Raw genomic sequence first — 18,212 nt, 5'->3', positions numbered from 1 at the left:
GAATGAAAGAGGAAAGAAACTTTCTGGAGCTCTTGGAGCAAGAGGTCGATGCCTATAGGAAGAGCCTTAGGCAAGCCCTGAAGGTGTCGGAAGAGCTTGCCGGGATACTGGAGGCGGCCAAAAAGACGTACCAAAGCTTAGAAGAACGACTCCAGGGCCTTCAAGAACTCGTTGCCCGAGGAGGCGAGGACCTAGACAGGTTTCGGCAAGAATGGGAGGAATCCCGTCGTGGGATTGAGGAGTGGCGTCGGAAGCTGGAGGAGCAGGTGCTCGAGCACCTTAAGGAATCCCAGAATCGCCTTAGCGAAATCCAACACCTCACCTTCAAGCGATTGGACCGTGTTGAGGATCAGTTAGGTCAGCAGAAAGCGGAGCTGGAAGGGAGGATGAAGGGCCTTGAGGATCGGATGGACGAGGTGGGCCAGCAGGTTAATCACATGGAGCAGAAGCTCTTGGCGCGGCATCTGGAGATGATGCGGAAGATAACGGGGCTACAAAGGCAAATCTTTATCCTGGGAGGGATCCTGGGGTTTTTGGCCTTGGGAGCCTATTTTTTAGGGAGGTAGATTTGCCTTGCTGAGTGATGACCTCGTTCCCTACAGCCGTGAAGGGCTCGTCAGCTTCCTGGACGCCTTAGGGAGCTTTGCCCCCCGGGAAGAGGCGGTTTCCCTCCCCGGGGGGGTCACGGGCGAGCTCCTCGGCTACCTCTACCTCGAGGACGAGGTGCCCGTGGTGGCCCTGAGGGTAGAGGAGGCTACCAAGAAGCGCCGCAAGGACTGGGAGCCCGCCGCCCGCTACCTCGCGGAGCGGGGGCTTCCCGCCGGGCTCTTCGTCTTCCATGACGGGAAGGGAGCCTACCGTCTGAGCCTTGTCCACGCCCGCTACCGGGGGACGAAGAGCCCTGAGTTCTCCCACTACAAGCGCCACAGCCTCGTTGCTCACCCCGAAAAACCCAACAAGACCTTCTTCCAGCGCCTCCGGCGCATGGCGGAAAACCCGCCCGGGACCCTCGAGGGCCTCCTCGAGGTCTTCAGCGTGGAGGCGGTCACCGAGGAGTTCTACCGGGAGTTCATCGCCCTCTTCCAGAGGCTCGCCGAAGAAGTGGTGGGAGAGGCCTCTCCCGGAGAGAAGCGCGACTTCGCCCTCGCCTTCGTGGCCCGGGTGATCTTCCTCGGCTTCGTGCAGAAGCGGGGCTGGCTCGGGGGAAGGGAGGACTTCCTCCAGCGCCTTTTGAAGCTCTACGAGGAGACGGTGGGCCTCGGGAGGGACCGCTTTTACCGGGAGTGGCTCACCCCCCTCTTCTTCCGCGCCCTCAAAGCCCCTCCGGGCGAGAAGGGGCTTTCGAGCCTCGGCCTACCCCCCGAGGTGGTAAAAGCCCTGGAGGAGGCCCCCTACTTGAACGGCGAGCTCTTCTCCCCGAAGCCCAGCGTGGACGACCGGGGCCTCTACCTGAAGGACGAGGCCGTCAGGGACTTCTTCGACTTCCTCTTCGCCCACAACTTCACCGTGGAGGAGAACGACCGCTACGAGGAGGAGCTGGAGCTCAACCCCGAGTTTTTAGGCCTCATCCTGGAGCGCCTGATCAACGGCCTCGGAGTAGAGGGGAAGGAGAGGGAGGTGGGGGCCCACTACACCCCCAGGGTGGAGGTGGACCTCATGTGCCGCCTCGCCCTCGCCGAGTACCTCAACCGCCAGGGCCTTCCCCTGGAGAAGGCCTACGGGCTCATGAAGGGAGAGGCGGAAGCTCTGACAGAGGAGGAGAGGCGTTTCGCCAAACAGAGCCTCCTCGAGGCCAAGGTCCTGGACCCTGCGGTGGGCTCGGGGGCCTTCCTCGTGGGGATGCTCCAGGTCCTGGAGGAGGCTCTTGAGAACCTAGGGAAGCCCCGCACCCTGGACCTCCGCAAGCGCCTCCTTCAGAACCTCTACGGGGTGGACGCCCTCTCCTGGGCGGTGTGGATGACGGAGCTCAGGCTCTGGCTCGCCTACTTCGTGGAGCTCCCCGACAGCGCCAAGGCCTTTAAGGAGCCCCTCCTCCCCTCCCTCGGCCTCAAGGTGGCCCACGGGGACTCCCTGGTGCAGACCCTTGGGGAAACGACCGTCCCCGTGAAGCTCCCCGCCGAGGCCGAGGTGCTAAAGGACGAGAGGGTGCGCAAGGCTTACGAGGCCCTGGTGGCCGCCAAAGAGGACTACTTCCACAACCGGGGGGTGAGCCGGGAGGAGGTGGAGGAGAAGGAGCGGGCCTTCCTCGAGGCCTACGCTTGGCGGGCCCTTTTGGGAAAGGGCCAGCAACCGGGGCTTCTGGTGAAGGGGGAAGCGGAGCAGACCGAGGAACGGTACCGCCAAATCGAGGAGCTCCTCAGGCAAGAAGAGCGCCCCTTCTTCTACCTTCTGGACTTCGCCGAGGTCCTCCTCGGGCCCAAGGGGGGGTTCGACATCGTGATCGGCAACCCCCCCTATGTGCGCCAGGAGGAGATCCGGGACCTCTTCGGTCGCTTCGACCCTGGCACTTACAAGAAGCTCCTGCAGAGGTCGGCGAAGGAGGACCTCCTCCTCGCCACCCCCTACACGGAAAAGACGGCGCCCGCCCCTTCGGGCCGCTCCGATCTGTACACCTACTTCTACGTGCGGTCCCTGGCCCTCCTCCACCCCAAAGGAGTGCACGTCTTCGTGGTGTCCAACTCCTGGCTGGACGTGCAGTACGGGGCCTGGCTGCAACGGGTCTTCCTGGAGGCCGCTCCCCTCCGCTACGTGATCGAGAACCGGGTCAAGCGCTCCTTCCGGGCGGACGTGAACACGGCGATCACCGTGGCCCACGCTCCGGATCCCAAGAGAAGAGTGCCTCCTGACTGGCCCGTCCTCTTCATCGCGGTGCGGAAGCCCTTCGAGGAGGTGGACCTTTTGCAGGAGGCGCTGGAGGCCTCCCTACAGGTGGGGCTCGCTGAGGAGGTGTCGAGGTGAAGGTTCCCGAAGTCGTCCGTCACAACGAGAGCGTCAGGGTGGTGGCGCGGAGCGCCGATGAGCTCTTGCGGGAGGGGCTTGACGAAGACGGCAAGTATGCGGGCGGGAAGTGGGGCGGGCTCTACCTCCGGGCTCCCGACATCTTTTTCCGCGTCCTGGAAAAGGCGGGGGACAAGTTAGTGCGCCTCGGGGAGGTGGCCGAGGTGCGCTTTGGCATCAAGACCGGGGCGAACGACTTCTTCTACCTCGAGGTCCTCCCTTACCGCCCCACATGTCCCTTGTGTGGGAGGGCGCATGAGAAAGCCCTTACCAGGGAAGAGGAAATTCCATACCAAGAGGGGGTGGGAAGCTATTCACCAGATACCTTGGTAGCGGTGAGAAGCGAGGGAGGGTGGGAAGGTTACATCGAAGCGCGCAACTTGCGCCCCATTGTAAAGTCGTACCGGGCCTTCGCTCAGAACCCCGAAGCGATACCTTCTCTCCGGGTGTTCGCCTTCACCGGAGGGGAACACGCGGAGGCCTACCTCCGGTACGGAGAGGAAAAAGGAGTGAGCCAACGTCCAAGCGTCAGCGGGCGCACCCCCTGGTGGAAGCTTTCCCCGTTGACCCCTCCTCTGGCTGTTGTCCCCGCGGGTGTGGACCGAAACTACCTCTTCGTCCACAACAGAAAGGGCTTCTTGATCGACAAACGCCTCTACGGCCTGTACGAAGCACCTCCCGTGGTGGTGAACTTGATGAACACCACCATCTTTCGGTTGAGCTTGGAGGTTCTGGTGCGTACTGGGCTTGGAGGAGGGCTCGCTGACTTCACCGTCTACGAGTACGGCATGGGTTTGCTCTTGGATCCTGCCCTCCTCCCTGAAGAGGCTGCCTTGAAGGACAAAAAAATAGACGATAGCGTGGTAGCTAGGGTCCTTGGCCTGACACCCGAAGAGGAGTGGGAGCTCTCCCAGGTTCTGCAACGGATGATTAGTGAGCGTGTTTTCCGGGCCAAGACAGGGAGGCGGAATGAGTGACAACTGGATGGAGCAACTGCTTTATAGGAAACATTTCTTGGTTTCAGGAACGGCTGATTTTGCCAGGCATCTCAGCTTGCCTGAGGGGTTTCTCCCAAGCCTTCGTTTCATAGCTTGGTCTACCCCTGACGAACCCAAAGCCGTTTTCTTTCTCGTGGTGGAAAATGTTTCCCTGAAGGAAGCTCCCCCTCTCTATGAGAAGCTGGAGAAGCATTACTTATACAGCTATTTCAAGGAATTCTGGAGCCCGTTCTCCTTCCATTTGTTGCTGACACTGAGGGAGAGCGACCCCTTCTTTTTTTTCAACAAACCCTACACTTATAAACAGCTAGCCTCCTGGTTCTACAGCATGGCACCCGAGCTGGGGCGAAACCTGGGTACATCCAAAGAGACGAACCGACTTGAAAGTCAAAGGCAGAGCGACCTATTCCGCACCTTTACCCGGCTGCACTTGAGCCGTTTCTGCGTCGCCAACGACATCGACGCGGTGAGACTTCAAAAGCCAGCTTTGCTCCTGGAACTGAAAAGGCCGAAAGAATCTGTAAAGAACTGGAAACCCTATGTGGACGATTGCGCAAACTACATGTATCTTCGCAAAATAGCCCAAAAGGTAGGAGCCGAATTCAGGATCATCGCTTACAACCACCACTACGCCGAACACGTGCGCCTGGTCTTGGAACCGAAGTGTGGCAAACCCAATCGTTCAGCCAGCTACGTGAAGTACCGAACGGCGTTGCTCAAACCCGAGGAGGCACTAGAGTCTCTGGATCCGTCGAACTTATCGTTCGAGGAAAGCTCTCGGAGGCGACAAAAGAACTGATGGGCTTCATCACCAACCACCCAACCAAGGACCTCGCCGCCCGCCTCGCCGAGCTCATCGGCTTCTCCAAAGAGCTCAAGTTCCTCGTGGGCTTCTTCTACTTCTCGGGATGGCAGGAGCTCTACGAGCCCCTCCGCAAGGCGGCGCAGGAGAACCCGGACCTCCGGCTTAAGGTCCTGGTGGGCATGGGGGTGGACCGCCACGCGGGGGGGCTTATCGAGGTGGCCAAGGGGTTCCAGGGGACGGGGCGCGAGGTGGCGCAAGCCCTGGTGGAGGGACTCACCCAGGCCCTCTCCGACCCTAGCCTGGACCTGCCCGACTTCCCAGAGCAAGCCCGCTTCTTCCTGCGGCTGCTCAAGGAAGGGCGGCTGGAGGTCCGCAAGACCCGGGAGCCCAACCACGCTAAGCTCTACCTCTTCAAGGTGGACGCCCCGCAACAGAGGCTCCTGGGGAGCCCGGGGAAGTTCATCACGGGCTCCTCCAACTTCACCCACGCGGGGCTCAGGGGCCAGCACGAGTTCAACGTGGAGATCGGGGACTACGGCTTCGAGGAGGCCGAGGCTTACTTCGACGAGCTCTGGAAAAGCGCCGTCCCCCTCCGCCCCGAGGACGTCCTCCGCCTCAAGGAGGTCGTGGAGCGGGGCTCCCTCGCCGCCCTCCCCACTCCCTTCGAGATCTACGCCCTTCTCCTCAGGCGCTACCTGGACGTGGTGGAGGCCATCCCGGAAAGGCAGGCCCCCGCGCTCTACCTGGAGAGGATCGGGTACCGCCCCTTGCGCTACCAGTTGGACGCCGTGGAGCTCCTCCTCCGGATCCTCGAGGAATACGGCGGGGCCATCCTCGCCGACGTGGTGGGGCTTGGCAAGACCGTGGTGGCGGCCCTCGTGGCGCGGGAGCATGGGGGGCGGGGGATCGTCATCGCCCCGCCCGGCCTCATCGGGGAGAGCGGCCAGTACGGCTGGCTGAAGTACCTGGAGGACTTCGGCCTCTACGATTGGAGGGCCTTCTCCACGGGCAAGCTGGACGAGGCCCTCGCCTTCGTCCAGGGTCCCGGCAAGGACGTGGAGCTCGTCATCGTGGACGAGGCCCACCGCTTCCGCAACCCCGACACCGAGAGCTACGCCCTGCTCCAGGCCATCACCGCGGGCAGAAAGGTCCTCCTCCTCACGGCCACGCCCTACAACAACTACCCCTTGGACGTCTTCGCCCTCCTCCGGCTCTTCACCGTCCCCGGGAACGCCAAGGTGGGGCCCACCTCCGACCTCGAGGGGTACTTTCGCGAGCTCACCGAAAGGTTCAGGGCCTACAGCTACGTCCTTCGCTACCACGCTTCTCTTGACAGAAAGAAGCAGGAGAAGGCCAAAAGGCTCTACCGGGCGCACTTCGACCGGGATCCTCCCGTGGACACAAGGCTCGTGGAAAAGGCCCTGGAGGAGGTCGCCCGGGAGGTCCGCTCGGTCCTCGCCCCCGTCACGGTGCGGCGCAACCGGCTGGACCTGGTGAAGGATCCCCGCTACCGGGAGCACCTCCCGGAGTTCTCCCGCCTGGAGGACCCCAAGCCTCTCTTCTACGAGCTTTCCCCCGAGCAGTCGGCGTTCTACGACCAGGTAGTGGACGAGTGGTTCGGCCCCGAGGGGGCCTTCAAGGGGGCGATCTACCAGCCCGCCCTCTACCGGGAAGGGTTCTTCGGGGAAGAGGAGGAGATAGAGGAGTCCCCCGAGAAGATCTTCGCCGTGGAGTCTCAGCGGAACCTCGCCGACTTCATGCGTCGCCTTCTGGTCCGGCGCTTCGAGAGCTCCTTCGGGGCCTTCGTCCGCACGGTGGAGCGGCTCGTAAAGGCCCACGAGAGGGCGCTCAGTTTCGCCAAAGAAACGGGCTACTTCATCCTTGGGCGCGACGGCCTGGAGAAGCTCCTCTCCCGCTTTGAGGCCGGGGAGGAGCCCATCGAGGTGGAAGAGTTCCTGGAGCTCCTCCTCCAGGAGGACGCCGAGGCCATCGCCAGGGGGGAGCGAAGCCGGGAGCGGGTGTACCGCCTGGAGGAGTTCGCCCAAAAGGACCTCTTCCTCCACCACATCGAGGACGACCTCGCCCTGCTCACCCGCGTCTACGCCCAGGCCGCCAAACTCAGGCTCGCCGACCCCGAGCGGGATCCCAAGGCGGAGGCTCTCGTGCGGTTCCTCCGGGAAAGCCTTCAAAAAGAACCCGAGCGCAAGGTCGTGGTCTTCTCCGAGTTCACCGACACCGTGGAGCACGTCGCCGAACGCTTGAGGAGTTCGGGGATCAGGGTCCTCGCCGTGGGGAGGCAGGTAAGCGCGAACCTGATCCGGGAGGTGGTCCTCAACTTCGACGCCTCCCTCCCTGAGGAACGCCGCCGCGACGACTACGACGTGCTGGTCACCAGCGATAAGCTCTCCGAAGGCGTCAACCTCCACCGGGCGGGGACCGTGGTCAACTACGACATCCCTTGGAACCCCACCCGCTTGATCCAGCGCGTGGGGCGGATCAACCGCATCGGGCAGAAGGTTTTCGACAATCTCTACATCTATCACTTCTTCCCCACGGAGAGGGGGAAGGGCGTGGTGGACCCGAGCCAGGTGGCCGCTCACAAGCTCTTCCTGATCCACAAGGCCCTGGGGGAGGACGCCAAGGTGCTTTCCCCCGAAGAAGAGCCTAGCCCCGCTATGGTCTACCACAAGCTCACCCACCTTCCCGAGGAAGAGGAGAGCTTCGACACCTGGGTGCGCCTGGAGTGGGAGCGGGTGAGGGCGCTCGAGCCTGGAATAGAGGAGAGGATCGCCCGCTTGCCCAACCGGGTGAAGGCGGCGCGGCCCGGAGAGGAGCGGGTGCTCCTCGTGGCCCGGAAAGGCCTCGGCTTCTACGCCTATACGAAGGAAGGGGATGGGCGGCCCCGGCCCGTGCCCTTTCCCGAAGCCCTGGGAGAGGCGAGGGCGGAGCCCGATACGCCGCGGCTGGAGCCCAGCCCGCGCTTTTGGGAAATTTATCGTGAGCTGGAGAAGGAGCTCTCCCGTACCGAGCCCGCGCCCTTTCCTTCCAACTCCCTCGAGCAGAAGGCCCTCCGCAACCTGAACGCGGCCAAGGTGCGCTACAAGCGGTATGGAGACGAGGCGAAGGTGGCTCTCCTCGAGGCTTTGATCAAGGACATCCGCCGGTACAAGCGCCTTCCCCGGTACGTCCTCCGCCGCCTCGCCCAGGTCGACCTGGACGGCGAAGAGGAAGCTTACCGGCGATTTGACGCGGTGCTGGAAGAGGTCGGCGCCCGCTTTGGGCACATCGTCGGTCGGGATCCTCAAGGGGGGCATGCGCCCGAGATGGTGGTGGCCCTGGAGTGGCGGGGCGATGTCGGTCGCCATCCTCGTGAAGAGGAGGGCCCGGATGCGGGGTGAGCTTCCGGGGCTAGGGCTTGCTCCCGGAAGCCCTGTGGAAGTTTTTTATTCTTAGTGCTACCAAGGAGGCGAGGGCGCTATGAAGGAAAAGCTCAGGCGTCTACCTCTGAGTCTCGGGCTCGTTCTCCTATTCACTGCTTGCCCCATGCAGTCTCCTTCGGGCGGTGGGGGTGGAGGTGGATCCACTCCTTCTCCTACCTTCTCCCTCTCCCTGAGCCCTTCAAGCCTCGCGGTCCAGCAGGGGGACAGCGCCCAGACCACCCTCACCGTCACCCCCCAGAACGGCTTCACGGGGACGGTCAATCTCTCCCTGGTGAACGGCCACGACCAGGTACCCCGGGGGCTTTCCCTCTCGCCCACGAGCGTCCAGGTCACGGGGTCCAGCCTCTTGAGCCGGGCCCTCACTCTCACCGCCTCCTCCACCCCCACGGGCACCTACCGGATCAAGGTGCGGGGCACCTCGGGAAGCCTCACCAAGGAGGCGGACCTCACCGTCACGGTGAGCGCCCCGCAAAAAGCATCCCTGACCCTTGAGTTAGAGGGCAACGGGGCGGTGGTGGCGGACTCGAGGGCGTGCCGTTCCGGGACCTCTTGTACCTGGGAGTTTCCCAAGGGGACCTCCTTGACCCTTACCGCCCTTCCGGATGAGGGGCACTATTTTGCGGGGTGGAGGGAGGCTTGCTCGGGATTTGGGGCCTGCGCCCTCGTGCTTAACGAGGATGCCCGGGTGAAGGCCTCCTTTGCCCCCATCGTGGGGGACTTCCAGCTGGGCGAGCTTCCTTCCCCGGTGGTCGTCCCCGCCGGGGCTAAGACGGAGCTGGTTGTGGAGCTGGTCCTCATGGGGGGCCTTTCGGCGCCTCCCGGGGCGTACGGGGTAGAGCTCTCCGGTCGGCTCGTGGGTACCGGGGTGGACCAGGTCCAGTACCGTTTCCTTCCCGAGAGGTCCCAGGAGGGGAGACTGGTCTTGGAGCTCCAGGGGCCGGATCCGGACGAGGTCTGGACCTACTTCTCCGCCCCCACGGAGCTCACGGTGGCCCTCGGCAACCTCAGGCGCACCGCCCTCTTTCACCTGGCGGTCGCGCCGTGCGTGGCCGGTTGTGGGAGGTAGGCGATGAGGCGTTGGACGGCGTGGACGGCCCTTTCTGTGCTTTTGGCGGCGTGCGCTCTTACCCCTAGGGTCTCCCGGGAGGCCCCCACCTGGGAACCGGTTTGGCTCATGCTTCCCGACGGGAGCGAGGTGAAGGTGGAGGGCCAGAGGGTTCCTTGGGCCCCTCCTGGGTACGTGGTGGTCCAGGGGGACATCCTGGTCCCCCGGGCCCCTGCGCGCCCTGAGGCCCTGACCCCCCAGGGCCTCGCCCTGGAACCCCTCACCTGGGGGCGGCTCTGGCCCTACGGGGTGGTGCCCTACGAGGTGGACCCCGGCGTGAGCCAGATGCAAAGGGAGGTCATCCAGCAGGCCCTGGCCCACGTTCAGGAGAAAACCCTCATCCGCTTTGTACCGCGCACCACCGAGGCCGACTACGTCCGCTTCATCAGCGACGGGGTCCCGGGAACCTGCTGGTCGGTCCTGGGGAAGAGGGGAGGGGCCCAGGACCTGGACGTCTACTGCGGCCAGGGTGGGGTTCCCTCCATGGGCACCGTGGTCCACGAGATCCTCCACGCCCTCGGCTTCATGCACGAGCAGAGCCGGGCCGACCGGGACGCGTACGTGGAGATCCTTTGGGAGAACATCCAGGAGGAGCATTGGAGGGAGTTCGCGAAGATCGGTGGGCGGGGGAAGCTTTACCAGGCCTACGACTACGACTCCGTCATGCACTACCACGCCAAGGCCTTTTCCAAGAACGGGGGCTACACCATCCTGCCCAAGAACGGCATCCCTCCAGAGCGCCTTGGGCAGAAGGATGGTCTGAGCCCTGGGGACGTGGAGGCCGTGCGCCTCTACTACGCCACCCCCCTCCTCCGGCTCAGGTGGTGGTTCCACCAGACCACATACACCACGGACTACACCTTCCCCCAAGAACTCCTCAACGTAGGGGCCGTGGACGCCCGGGTCACAGGCGTGGTCCTGGAGGGGAGGTGGCTCCAAAGCGCCGAGCTGGCTTCTCAGGAGATCCCCGCCGGCGGCTCGGCCACCGTGACCTTCCGCGCCAAGGCCTGCCCTGGCCCCGGCTTCCAGGCGGAGAGGGTGACCTTCCAGGTGGAGGGCAGCGAGGCCTACGAGGTTAGCTACACCCGCGCCTGCTACCGCTACCCCGACCAGACGACCCTCCTCCGGCTGGATCCGGCGGGTAGGGAGACCCTCCTCCTCACCTACGGGGAGTGGACCTGGGCGAAGGAGTACGCCCTGGAGGGCAGGGTGGGGAACACGCCCATCTCCCTGCCTTTCACTAGGCTCACCAGCGAGTACTCCCGGCCCCTCTATACTGCCCTGGTGCCCCTCAGGGGGCTGGCGGGCGAGGAGGTATGCCTCCGGATCACGCCTCTGGACTCTCGGTCTAGCCCTACCTCGGTGGAGGCGTGCGCGGTCGTTCCCTGAGGGGAGCGGAACCCATCCCGGTGCCTGGCTCTGGGTCTTGGGCGTCCCTTGCCTTCTCCGTTACTCGCACCCCACCCCATCCCCGTCCCGGTCAAAGCGGTGCGGGTCCGGGGGCAGAACCTTGAAGCGCCTGTAGGGGATGTCCCTACAGTCCAGGTCCGGGGGCGGCGGCGGGACGCACACCGTGGGGTAGGCGGGGTCGCACCCTTTCCGGTCCGGGGCGGGGCCTTGGGGCCTCGAGGCCTGCCCCCCTCCCCACATTCCCACCCCCTTAGCCCGGGCCTCCCGGGCGGCCTGGAGGTAGAGGGCGGCGTAGCGGACATTGGGGGGCACGGTGTAGGGCTCGGCCCACCCGGCCCTCACCAGCTCCAGGTTCACCTGAAGAAACCGCCTCCCCCCGTGGATCCAGTCCCCCCTGGGATCCTCCAGGTATAGGTAGGCCAGCACCCTCCGGTAGCGGTCCCGCTCCTGGGCGTCCAGCTCCACCCACACCTTCCTCCCCTGGAGCAGGCGGGCGAGGAAGGCCTTGGCCTCGAGGCCCAGCCGCACCTCCTCGGGGCCCGAGGTGCGGTGGTTGGAGGTGCTCTCCGGGGCGTCAATCCCGATGAGGCGAACGGGCCCTAGGCCCTGAAGTTCCACCGTGTCCCCGTCCACCACACGGAGGACGGCCACTGGGCCCTGGAGCCGGCCCTCCGGGGCGAGGGCCAGGACCAGGGCGAGCAACCAGGGGAGAAGCCCGAGCGCTCTTAAGCCCACCTTCTTAGCCTACCCGGCCGGATTCGCCACGGCTTCTCCCATTCCCTATCCGGGCCAAAGAGGGGAGAGGTTCAAGGGTGAGTTGCTTTTTGGCGGAGAATTGCGCCACCGATAGGCGTTTCCGCCTTCCCTCGGAATCCCCTCCACCCCGGGGGCCCTTTGTGCTTCATCCCCTCGCGAGGAGAAGGAGGATTGCCGCAGCCAAGAGGAAGAGAGCAACTCCCCGCCACAGGGCAAGGCCGCGCCTCAGGCGGTCCATTTCCTGAACCAGGCGGGCGGGCTCCTGCTCCAGCCGCCTTATTCTTTCCTTCAGCAGATCCCGTTCGGTCCTCGCCGCCTTAGCCTCCTCCTGGGCCCGCTCCAGGAGATCGGAGAGCTTGGCGGCCTCTCTTTCCCGCTCCACCGCCTCCACCACCTCCTTGAGGAAGTGCCCTAGGGCTGTGGGTGTGGGAAAGGCCTCGTCCGCCAGGGCCTCCACCCACAGGGTGTCCGCCGCATGGCCCAGGGCCACCACGATGGGCTTGGGGCAGGAGGCCACCGCGTTCCACACCTCGGGGCCGTCCAGAGGCTTTAAGTCTTCCGGATCCCCTCCTCCCCGGATCAGGGCCACCAGGTGGTAGGGCCCTTCCGCCACCTGGGCGAGGGCTTCTGCCACGGCCCCAGGGTTGGCGAGGCTCACCCGCCTCTGGTCCACCCGGTAGCGGTCCCGGGCGCTTCCCATGGAGACCTCCACGTCCTTGTGGACAATGGCGTTTTCCCCCAGCACCAGGGCTAAAGCGGGGGTTTCCCCCTTGCGGAGGAGGCCCATAAGAAATCCCCGTACGTCCACCTTCTCCCGGCTCCTCTGGGGCAAGCGGACCTCCGGGGTAGGGGAGGCCTCCGCTTCCTCGTGGATGGCTTCTACCTGGAAGACGAAGGGAAGTCCCTTGTTGGAAGGGGCGAGTTCCGGGGTCACGGAGAGGACGTAACTCCTTCCCTCCCTGAGGGTGATCCCTAGGGGAACCTTGAGGCGGATGGAAGTGGATCCTCCCTTGAAGTCGCCGTAGTAAAAGTTCCCCCATGCCTTCTGGGAATGGTTGGCAAAGGTGCCCTGAACCAGGTAGGGCCCTTCCTCCCGAAGGCGGCGGAAGACTTCTCTGGTCAGGAGGGACTGGAGATTCTTGAGGAGCTGATCTGGGGTCACAGGGGAGGGGTTCTGGGGTGACCCATTCGGCTTCATAATGGTTACAGTCTAAATGCCTGCCTCTTTTCCCCGGGATATCATGGGGTTCCAAGATGGGATCCACCTCCGAGTTGTCCGCGGCGAAGGCGTCTGGCGGGATGACCCTTGAGGAAGCCCGCTCTTTTCTCCGAAGACTAAAGAGCCGGCGCGACAAAGAGGAGGGCGCCAGGCCGATCTTACAGGTCTGGCAAGGGGGGGCCTTGAGCGGCGTCCTTCTTGCCGGGGAGGTGGCCCTCCTCTACGGCGAGGCCAAGGTGGGCAAGAGCCGGGCGGCGGTGGCCCTCTTGGGCTGGCCCGATGGGGAGAGGGCCGCGCCGGATTCACCGAACGAGGACGGGGGCGATGCGGTGCGCTCCAGGTCCTGGCGCGTGAGGGCACCCCTGGACCTGCGCTTCTACCTCTACCACGCCACGGAAACCCGGTACGCCCACCTGAGGAAGTACGCCCAAACCCTGGGGGCCGAGGGCCTCACCGAGCACATTCTTCCCTTCAACGACGTGAGGGAGCTGGAGCGCGCCCTGCAGGCCATTCAGCGTCTAGCCGAAGAGAAGAAGGCTCCTGCCTTGGTGGTGGTGGATTCCCTTATCAAGCTGGTCCCTCCTCAACAGAGCGAGAACGAGGCCAAGGCCATGGACGAGGTCATGGCCCGGCTCAAGCGGGCCATCTCGCCGTCGGGGAGGGAGCCCTTGGTGGGCCTTGTGGTCATCCACCACGCCACCAAGGGTAACAGCGGTCCCCGGGGCTCCGGGGCCATCGCCGCCAACGCCGACCACATCTTCCGCCTCGAGCCCAAGCGGGAGGGGGAAGAGGACTGGGGCCTCCTCCTTTACGAGAGGGGCCGGGGCGACGTTTGGCGGGAGGTGGAGGAGGTCTTGCGGGTGCGGGTGAGGGGGCTCCGCCGGGCCAGCTCCTCAAGCGCCAAGGGGGTTAAAAGGGCCTCCAAGAGGTCCAGGGAGTCGTACATCGAGAGGGCTCGGGAACGCTTCGGCGGGCGGATTTTCTCGGAGGAGGAGCTTTTCCGCTACCTCACGGACGAGCTCGGGCTTCCCGAGTCTAGGGCCCGGGGCAACATCAGTTTGTGGAAGTCTCGGGAGAAGCTCTTGAGCCAGGGTGAAGGGCTCTTCTTTAAGAAAGGGTAGGTTTCTTCCCCCTTTCATAATTCAAGCGAAAAACGCGTGAAAATCCTGTTCTGAGCGGGGTTTTTTCGTTTTCCCCCACACCCCATAAAAAGCTAAGAAAACACGGGGCGGCCCAGAAGGGCCGCCCCAGACCAAGGAGTGAAAAGGGAATGAAGTGAGAAGTAAAAGGGTGGGCCTAACGGCCCCTGGAGGTTGATGAGGGGGGGTACCCCCCCAAGCCCCCTTTGGAACGGGCCTAGGGGGAAGCGGTTAGCCCGGCCGAAGGCCGGGCGGCCTTCTCAACGGAAAGGAGGAAAAGCATGCTCTGGGACGACGACATGGGTTGGGAGATCGAAGAAGACCTCGACTGGGAGGACCGGGAGGCTCTGGAGGAGTACCGCTACTGGTTGGACTGGGCGGACGGGGTGCTGAACCAGGACCCCGAGCCCGGGGAGGCCTCGGAGGCGGAGGCCGAGGTGGACCTCCTCCCGGGGCCGGAGCTTCCCGAGGAGGTTCTGGAGGCCCTTGCGGAGGCGCCCCTCGCCTACTGGTGGAGCCTGACGGAAGCCCTCCAGGAGCTGGAACAGGAGGCCGGGATGTTTCTGGAGGACCGGGTCAGGGTGAAGCTCCACCTCCTCCGCCTCCTGCTTGGCCGCCTCCCCCTCGCGGAGGACGAACCCCTCTTGAAGCTTCGAGTGCGGGAGGACGCCGCCTCCGAGCCCAGGCTGGTGCCGCTCACCAAGGACGACCTGAGGCGGGTGGTGGAGGGGTGGCTTGAGCTCTACGCCCTGGATTTTCCCAGCCAGGCCTACGAGGAGATGAAGGCCTTCCGGCGCTTCCTGGAGGGGAGCCTTTGGGAGAAGCACCCCGCGCTAGCCCCGCTCCTTCTGGTGTGTACCGCCCTTTGGGACCACCTCGAGGCCCTCCACGATCCCGACCTGGACATCCCCCCGTGGGCGGACACCCTGGTCCGGAAGGCGCTGAAGCGCCGCAAGCGGGCCTTGAAGAGGCGGTTTGGCCCCAACGATCTCGCCGCCTTTGGCCTCACCCAGTCCCTGGAGGAGAGCGAGGACCTCTACGAGCTGGTGGCCCTGGAGGCTCTTCTGGGCTTCGCCGAGGGCGAGTAGGGAAGAGCGTGGGCAAGAAGGGCGGCCGGGAGACCGGCCGCCCCGTTCTTTAGGAAGGAGGAGAAAGGTGAACAAGCCGGTGGTGGTGTACACGGACGCTTCGGTGGATCCCGAGAGGGGGGTTGGCGGCTTGGCGGTCCTCGGCCTGGTGCAGGCCAAGGGTGGGGGGAGGTTTTCCGCTTCCCTGGCTCTCCCCGTGGGGGACTCCACCCTGGCCGAGGCTTGGGCGGTCAAGCTGGCCCTGGAGGTGGTGCTCCTGACCCTCGGGCCCCAGACCCCGGTTACCGTCTTCTGCGACAACGAGTCCGTGGTGGAGCACCTCCAGAACGGGAAGCGCAACGGGCGGCAGGACCTGAACCGGGCCTTGGAAGGCGTGGCCAGGCTCAAGGGGCTCCTGAGGGTCACCTTCCGCCACAAACCCCGGTGTAGCACCCCGGAGATGAGGTGGGTGGACGCCAGGGCCAAGGAAGCCCTGGAGTGGGCGAGGAAGGGCGGGCCCATCCAGGCCTCCAAGCCCGAGCCTTCCCGGGCCAAGCCCAAGGGGCTTCTCTGGAGGATTCTCCGCTGGATCCTGGGAGGGTAGCCACGGCACGGTAGGCCTTTCTTCGCGTGTAAGAGGCTTCAAGGGGCTGGAAGGCCGGAGGAGGGGGGCGGCCTCGATGTTCGCCTCCCTCCGGTTCTTCCTGATCCCGGGCTTTCCTTGCGCACTTTTCTTGTATGGCCCGGATGAACCGAGGGTAGCGGTTCGGCGAACAGGAGGGGGCAGGGTAGACTTGGTCCGGCCGTGCTGGGTCTGGCCTTGCTGGGGCCGTGGAGGAGAAAGAGCAGGGCCTTGAAGGATTCCCGGAGGTGAGGTCTCGGCGGCAGCTCCGGAGTGGGAGACTTTGTGTGTGTCAAAATCTCCGCGCCTTTCCCCCACACCCCAAGGGAGGGGCCCTACGTTTCGACGGGCACTAAGAGCGTGCACATAGAGCGAGGGGAAAGGCTAACCCTCCTCTCCGAGGAGCCCCATCTCCCGCATGGCCTCTGCTACTGCTTTAGAGGCCTCCTCCACGAGGAGGGCCGCCAGGACCTCTGCCACCTCCTTCAAGCGGTCCTCGAGCTTGGCGAGCACCCTCACCTCCAACTCCCGCAGAAGGTCAGCGCTCACGCCCGCCCCGCCCACCGAAAGCGGGGAGACCGAAGGGGGCTTCACGAGCCCTTCGCCCTGGAAGAAGCGCTCGTGGAGGTCCGGCAGCTGGTCGAGCCCGAGGAACCTCCGCGCCCGCGTGAGGGCCACGTAGACAACATTCTCCTCCTCCTTGAGCTCGTCCAAGGCCCCCTGCTTGCGGTAGAACTCCCGGACCTTCTCGTCCCACACGGGGATGAAGTCCCCCCAGAGCACCACCCGGTCCCACTCTCTCCCCTTGGCCTTGTGGAGGGTGGAGACCACGAGGTCCGCCTTCCCCTCTTCGTCGGCCTGAGCGTGCTTCAGAAGCCTAGCGAGCTCCAGGAGGTCGTACCTGCGCGCGAGCCGGACGAGCATCCGGGCCTGGGGGTGGTTGACTTCCTTGGCGAGCTCCTCGAGCTCCTCCCAGTTCTCCACCAGGGCGAGCTCCGGGTGAGGCTTTTCCCGCTCGCCCCCCACCTTGAGAAGGTGAGCGTCCCGAAGAAGCCATGCGATCTCATCCACGCCGCCGACCACGAAGACCCTCGCGCCCTCCCGCCCCTCCTCGAGGAGGAAGCTGGTGACGGCCTCCACCGCCCCCGCGTTCGTCCTGCAGAGGGCGGTGTAAGGGGGTTCGGGGCGGGCCAGAGAGACCTCCGTGTCCCAAGGGGCCTTGCCGTGAAGCTCGATGGGGGAGCCCACGTGGGCCAGGAACCGCCTCACTCCCCGAGCGAGGTCCTCGCCGAAGCGGAAGCTCCAGGTGAGCTTCCTCTCCGGGGCGTCCAGCTTGTCCATGGCGTTCACCGCCCCGCGCCAGCCGTAGATCTGCTGGCGCGGGTCCCCCACGTAGACCCGGCGGAGCTCCCCCCGGTGGGCCTCGAGGACCTGCAGGAAGACGGGGGAGAGGTCTTGGGCCTCGTCCACCAAGACCGCGTCGTACCCCCGGATCTTGGCCCCCGCCTGGGCCCAGATCTTGACGAAGCCGTCGAAGGAGAGGGGAAAGGAGTCGTCGGGGTCCTGCATCAGCTTCCAGATGAGCCTCACCGCCTTGAGGACGTACCTCTCCGAGAAGGGGTCCTTGTCGCGGCGCTGGAGGACCTCCCGGTACTCCGGGGGGATGTGAGCGGGAGTGGGCACCTCCGAGGCCGAGCGGAGAAAGGCCTCCAAGGTGCTCCGGATCACGTAGGCGAGGGCGTAGCGTTCCCTGGGAAGCTCCAGGGCCTCGAGGACGTCCCCCGGCGTGACCCGGCCGTCCCTCGCCGCGAGCTTTCTCTGGTAGGCCCCGCTTCCCCTCACCACGTGGCGGTGGGCCAGGCCGTGAAGGGTGAGGACCTCAACGTTCTCGGGGAAGGTGCGCTCCGCCTCATCGCGCACGGAACGGTTGAAGGCTACGTAGAGAAGGCGCTCTTTAGGAGCGCTCTGGGCCATGAGGCGCAAAGTGGTGGTCTTGCCGCTCCCCGCCACGGCCACGAGCTTCATGTCCTCGCGGGAGAGGAACGCCCGCACGGCCTCCTCCTGCTCGGGCGTGGGGGTGAAGCGGGGCGGGGAAGAACGGGCGGCTTGAACGGAAGGGGAAAGGGGCTTAGGGGGCGGAGGAGGGCCCTGGAGAAAGGAGGCCTTGGAAGCGAGCTCCGCCGTGGGCTTGAACCGTTCGGCCTTCCTGTAAAGGGCTTCCCGCTCCTCCGGGGAGAGGCGATTCCACGTCCTGAACCACAAAAGCCCCGCCCGGAGGACCTCGGGCTTCTCCGCCGCCACCTCCAAAAAGCTCTGGATCGCGTCCTTGACGACCGAGGTCCGGGCGAGCTCTTCCAGACGCTCCCACGCGTACGCCTCGAGCTCGGCCCCTTCCTTGCCCTCCGCCTCTCTCACCAGGGTGTGTAGGGAAGCGCTCACGGGGCCGAGAAAGTTGGGCGGCAAGGCGGTGGAAAAGACACGCCAGGCGAGAAGGATTTCCTCTTCGAGGGGGATTGCTTTTGTCTCTTCCTCGCCTCCAAAGGGCGAAAGCATTTGAAATCACTATACCTTAAGCGGTCGTGTAAGGATTTATGTGTAAGGGTCCGTGTTTAATAGGGGGGCACACCTTAGCACGAGGAGGTGCCCCGTGGACC

Annotated in this window: 13 protein-coding genes; 10 read left to right on the top strand and 3 right to left on the bottom strand. The window is 64.8% G+C overall.

The window, feature by feature from the left end; translation table 11 throughout:
- Nucleotides 1-2: 2 nt before the first annotated feature.
- The 7 genes from L0D17_RS10320 (at nucleotide 3) to L0D17_RS10290 (ending at nucleotide 10,734) form a co-directional block, all read left to right on the top strand.
- Nucleotides 3-566, top strand: coding sequence for a hypothetical protein (locus tag L0D17_RS10320; protein ID WP_022799374.1), 564 nt, complete (start codon nucleotides 3-5; stop codon nucleotides 564-566).
- Between the two features lie 7 nt (nucleotides 567-573).
- Complete coding sequence (locus L0D17_RS10315; protein ID WP_243095053.1) at nucleotides 574-2,958, top strand: Eco57I restriction-modification methylase domain-containing protein; 2,385 nt, start codon at nucleotides 574-576, stop codon at nucleotides 2,956-2,958.
- Nucleotides 2,955-3,974: a hypothetical protein gene (locus L0D17_RS10310; RefSeq protein WP_243095051.1), complete on the top strand. Its 1,020-nt coding sequence runs from the start codon at nucleotides 2,955-2,957 to the stop codon at nucleotides 3,972-3,974. The genes L0D17_RS10315 and L0D17_RS10310 overlap by 4 nt, the downstream gene beginning before the upstream one ends.
- Complete coding sequence (locus L0D17_RS10305) at nucleotides 3,967-4,794, top strand: hypothetical protein (protein ID WP_243095050.1); 828 nt, start codon at nucleotides 3,967-3,969, stop codon at nucleotides 4,792-4,794. The genes L0D17_RS10310 and L0D17_RS10305 overlap by 8 nt, the downstream gene beginning before the upstream one ends.
- Nucleotides 4,794-8,198, top strand: a complete 3,405-nt coding sequence (locus tag L0D17_RS10300; protein WP_243095048.1) for a helicase-related protein — start codon at nucleotides 4,794-4,796, stop codon at nucleotides 8,196-8,198. The genes L0D17_RS10305 and L0D17_RS10300 overlap by 1 nt, the downstream gene beginning before the upstream one ends.
- A 145-nt stretch (nucleotides 8,199-8,343) precedes the next feature.
- Entirely contained in the window at nucleotides 8,344-9,306 is a 963-nt protein-coding gene (locus L0D17_RS10295) for a COG1470 family protein (RefSeq protein WP_243095046.1), read from the top strand.
- A gap of 3 nt (nucleotides 9,307-9,309) precedes the next feature.
- Nucleotides 9,310-10,734 (top strand): M12 family metallopeptidase, encoded by a 1,425-nt coding sequence (locus tag L0D17_RS10290; protein WP_243095045.1) that lies wholly within the window; start codon nucleotides 9,310-9,312, stop codon nucleotides 10,732-10,734.
- A 60-nt stretch (nucleotides 10,735-10,794) separates the two neighbouring features.
- On the opposite strand, the gene L0D17_RS10285 is transcribed toward L0D17_RS10290, so the two are convergent.
- Nucleotides 10,795-11,490 carry a thermonuclease family protein gene (locus L0D17_RS10285; RefSeq protein WP_130842691.1) on the bottom strand — a complete coding sequence of 232 codons (696 nt, stop codon included), beginning with the start codon at nucleotides 11,488-11,490 and terminating at the stop codon, nucleotides 10,795-10,797.
- 166 nt (nucleotides 11,491-11,656) lie between these two features.
- Complete coding sequence (locus tag L0D17_RS10280) at nucleotides 11,657-12,673, bottom strand: exodeoxyribonuclease VII large subunit (RefSeq protein WP_236630327.1); 1,017 nt, start codon at nucleotides 12,671-12,673, stop codon at nucleotides 11,657-11,659.
- A 239-nt stretch (nucleotides 12,674-12,912) separates the two neighbouring features.
- On the opposite strand from L0D17_RS10280, the gene L0D17_RS10275 reads away from it, so the two are divergent.
- The 3 genes from L0D17_RS10275 (at nucleotide 12,913) to L0D17_RS10265 (ending at nucleotide 15,540) form a co-directional block, all read left to right on the top strand.
- Nucleotides 12,913-13,851, top strand: coding sequence for an AAA family ATPase (locus tag L0D17_RS10275; protein WP_236630328.1), 939 nt, complete (start codon nucleotides 12,913-12,915; stop codon nucleotides 13,849-13,851).
- A 299-nt stretch (nucleotides 13,852-14,150) separates the two neighbouring features.
- Nucleotides 14,151-14,957 carry a hypothetical protein gene (locus L0D17_RS10270; protein ID WP_243031539.1) on the top strand — a complete coding sequence of 269 codons (807 nt, stop codon included), beginning with the start codon at nucleotides 14,151-14,153 and terminating at the stop codon, nucleotides 14,955-14,957.
- Nucleotides 14,958-15,024: 67 nt separating this feature from the next.
- The gene (locus L0D17_RS10265) at nucleotides 15,025-15,540 is read left to right on the top strand and encodes a reverse transcriptase-like protein (RefSeq protein WP_188848135.1); all 516 of its coding nucleotides are present in this window, start codon (nucleotides 15,025-15,027) and stop codon (nucleotides 15,538-15,540) included.
- A gap of 402 nt (nucleotides 15,541-15,942) precedes the next feature.
- On the opposite strand, the gene L0D17_RS10260 is transcribed toward L0D17_RS10265, so the two are convergent.
- Nucleotides 15,943-17,997, bottom strand: coding sequence for a UvrD-helicase domain-containing protein (locus L0D17_RS10260; RefSeq protein WP_243095037.1), 2,055 nt, complete (start codon nucleotides 17,995-17,997; stop codon nucleotides 15,943-15,945).
- Between the last annotated feature and the right edge of the window lie 215 nt (nucleotides 17,998-18,212).

It is taken from the genome of Thermus thalpophilus (genome assembly GCF_022760915.1).
In the GTDB taxonomy this organism is placed as follows: domain Bacteria; phylum Deinococcota; class Deinococci; order Deinococcales; family Thermaceae; genus Thermus; species Thermus thalpophilus.
Note: the sequence above shows the minus strand (reverse complement) of the source record. Positions and strands in the feature narration are given on the sequence as shown.

Bases quoted from the DNA above. Each gene is read 5' to 3' on its own strand.
- L0D17_RS10295 (WP_243095046.1), top strand. From the start codon at position 8,344: ATGCAGTCTCCTTCGGGCGGTGGGGGTGGAGGTGGATCCACTCCTTCT.
- L0D17_RS10270 (WP_243031539.1), top strand. From the start codon at position 14,151: ATGCTCTGGGACGACGACATGGGTTGGGAGATCGAAGAAGACCTCGAC.
- L0D17_RS10320 (WP_022799374.1), top strand. From the start codon at position 3: ATGAAAGAGGAAAGAAACTTTCTGGAGCTCTTGGAGCAAGAGGTCGAT.
- L0D17_RS10300 (WP_243095048.1), top strand. From the start codon at position 4,794: ATGGGCTTCATCACCAACCACCCAACCAAGGACCTCGCCGCCCGCCTC.
- L0D17_RS10305 (WP_243095050.1), top strand. From the start codon at position 3,967: ATGAGTGACAACTGGATGGAGCAACTGCTTTATAGGAAACATTTCTTG.
- L0D17_RS10290 (WP_243095045.1), top strand. From the start codon at position 9,310: ATGAGGCGTTGGACGGCGTGGACGGCCCTTTCTGTGCTTTTGGCGGCG.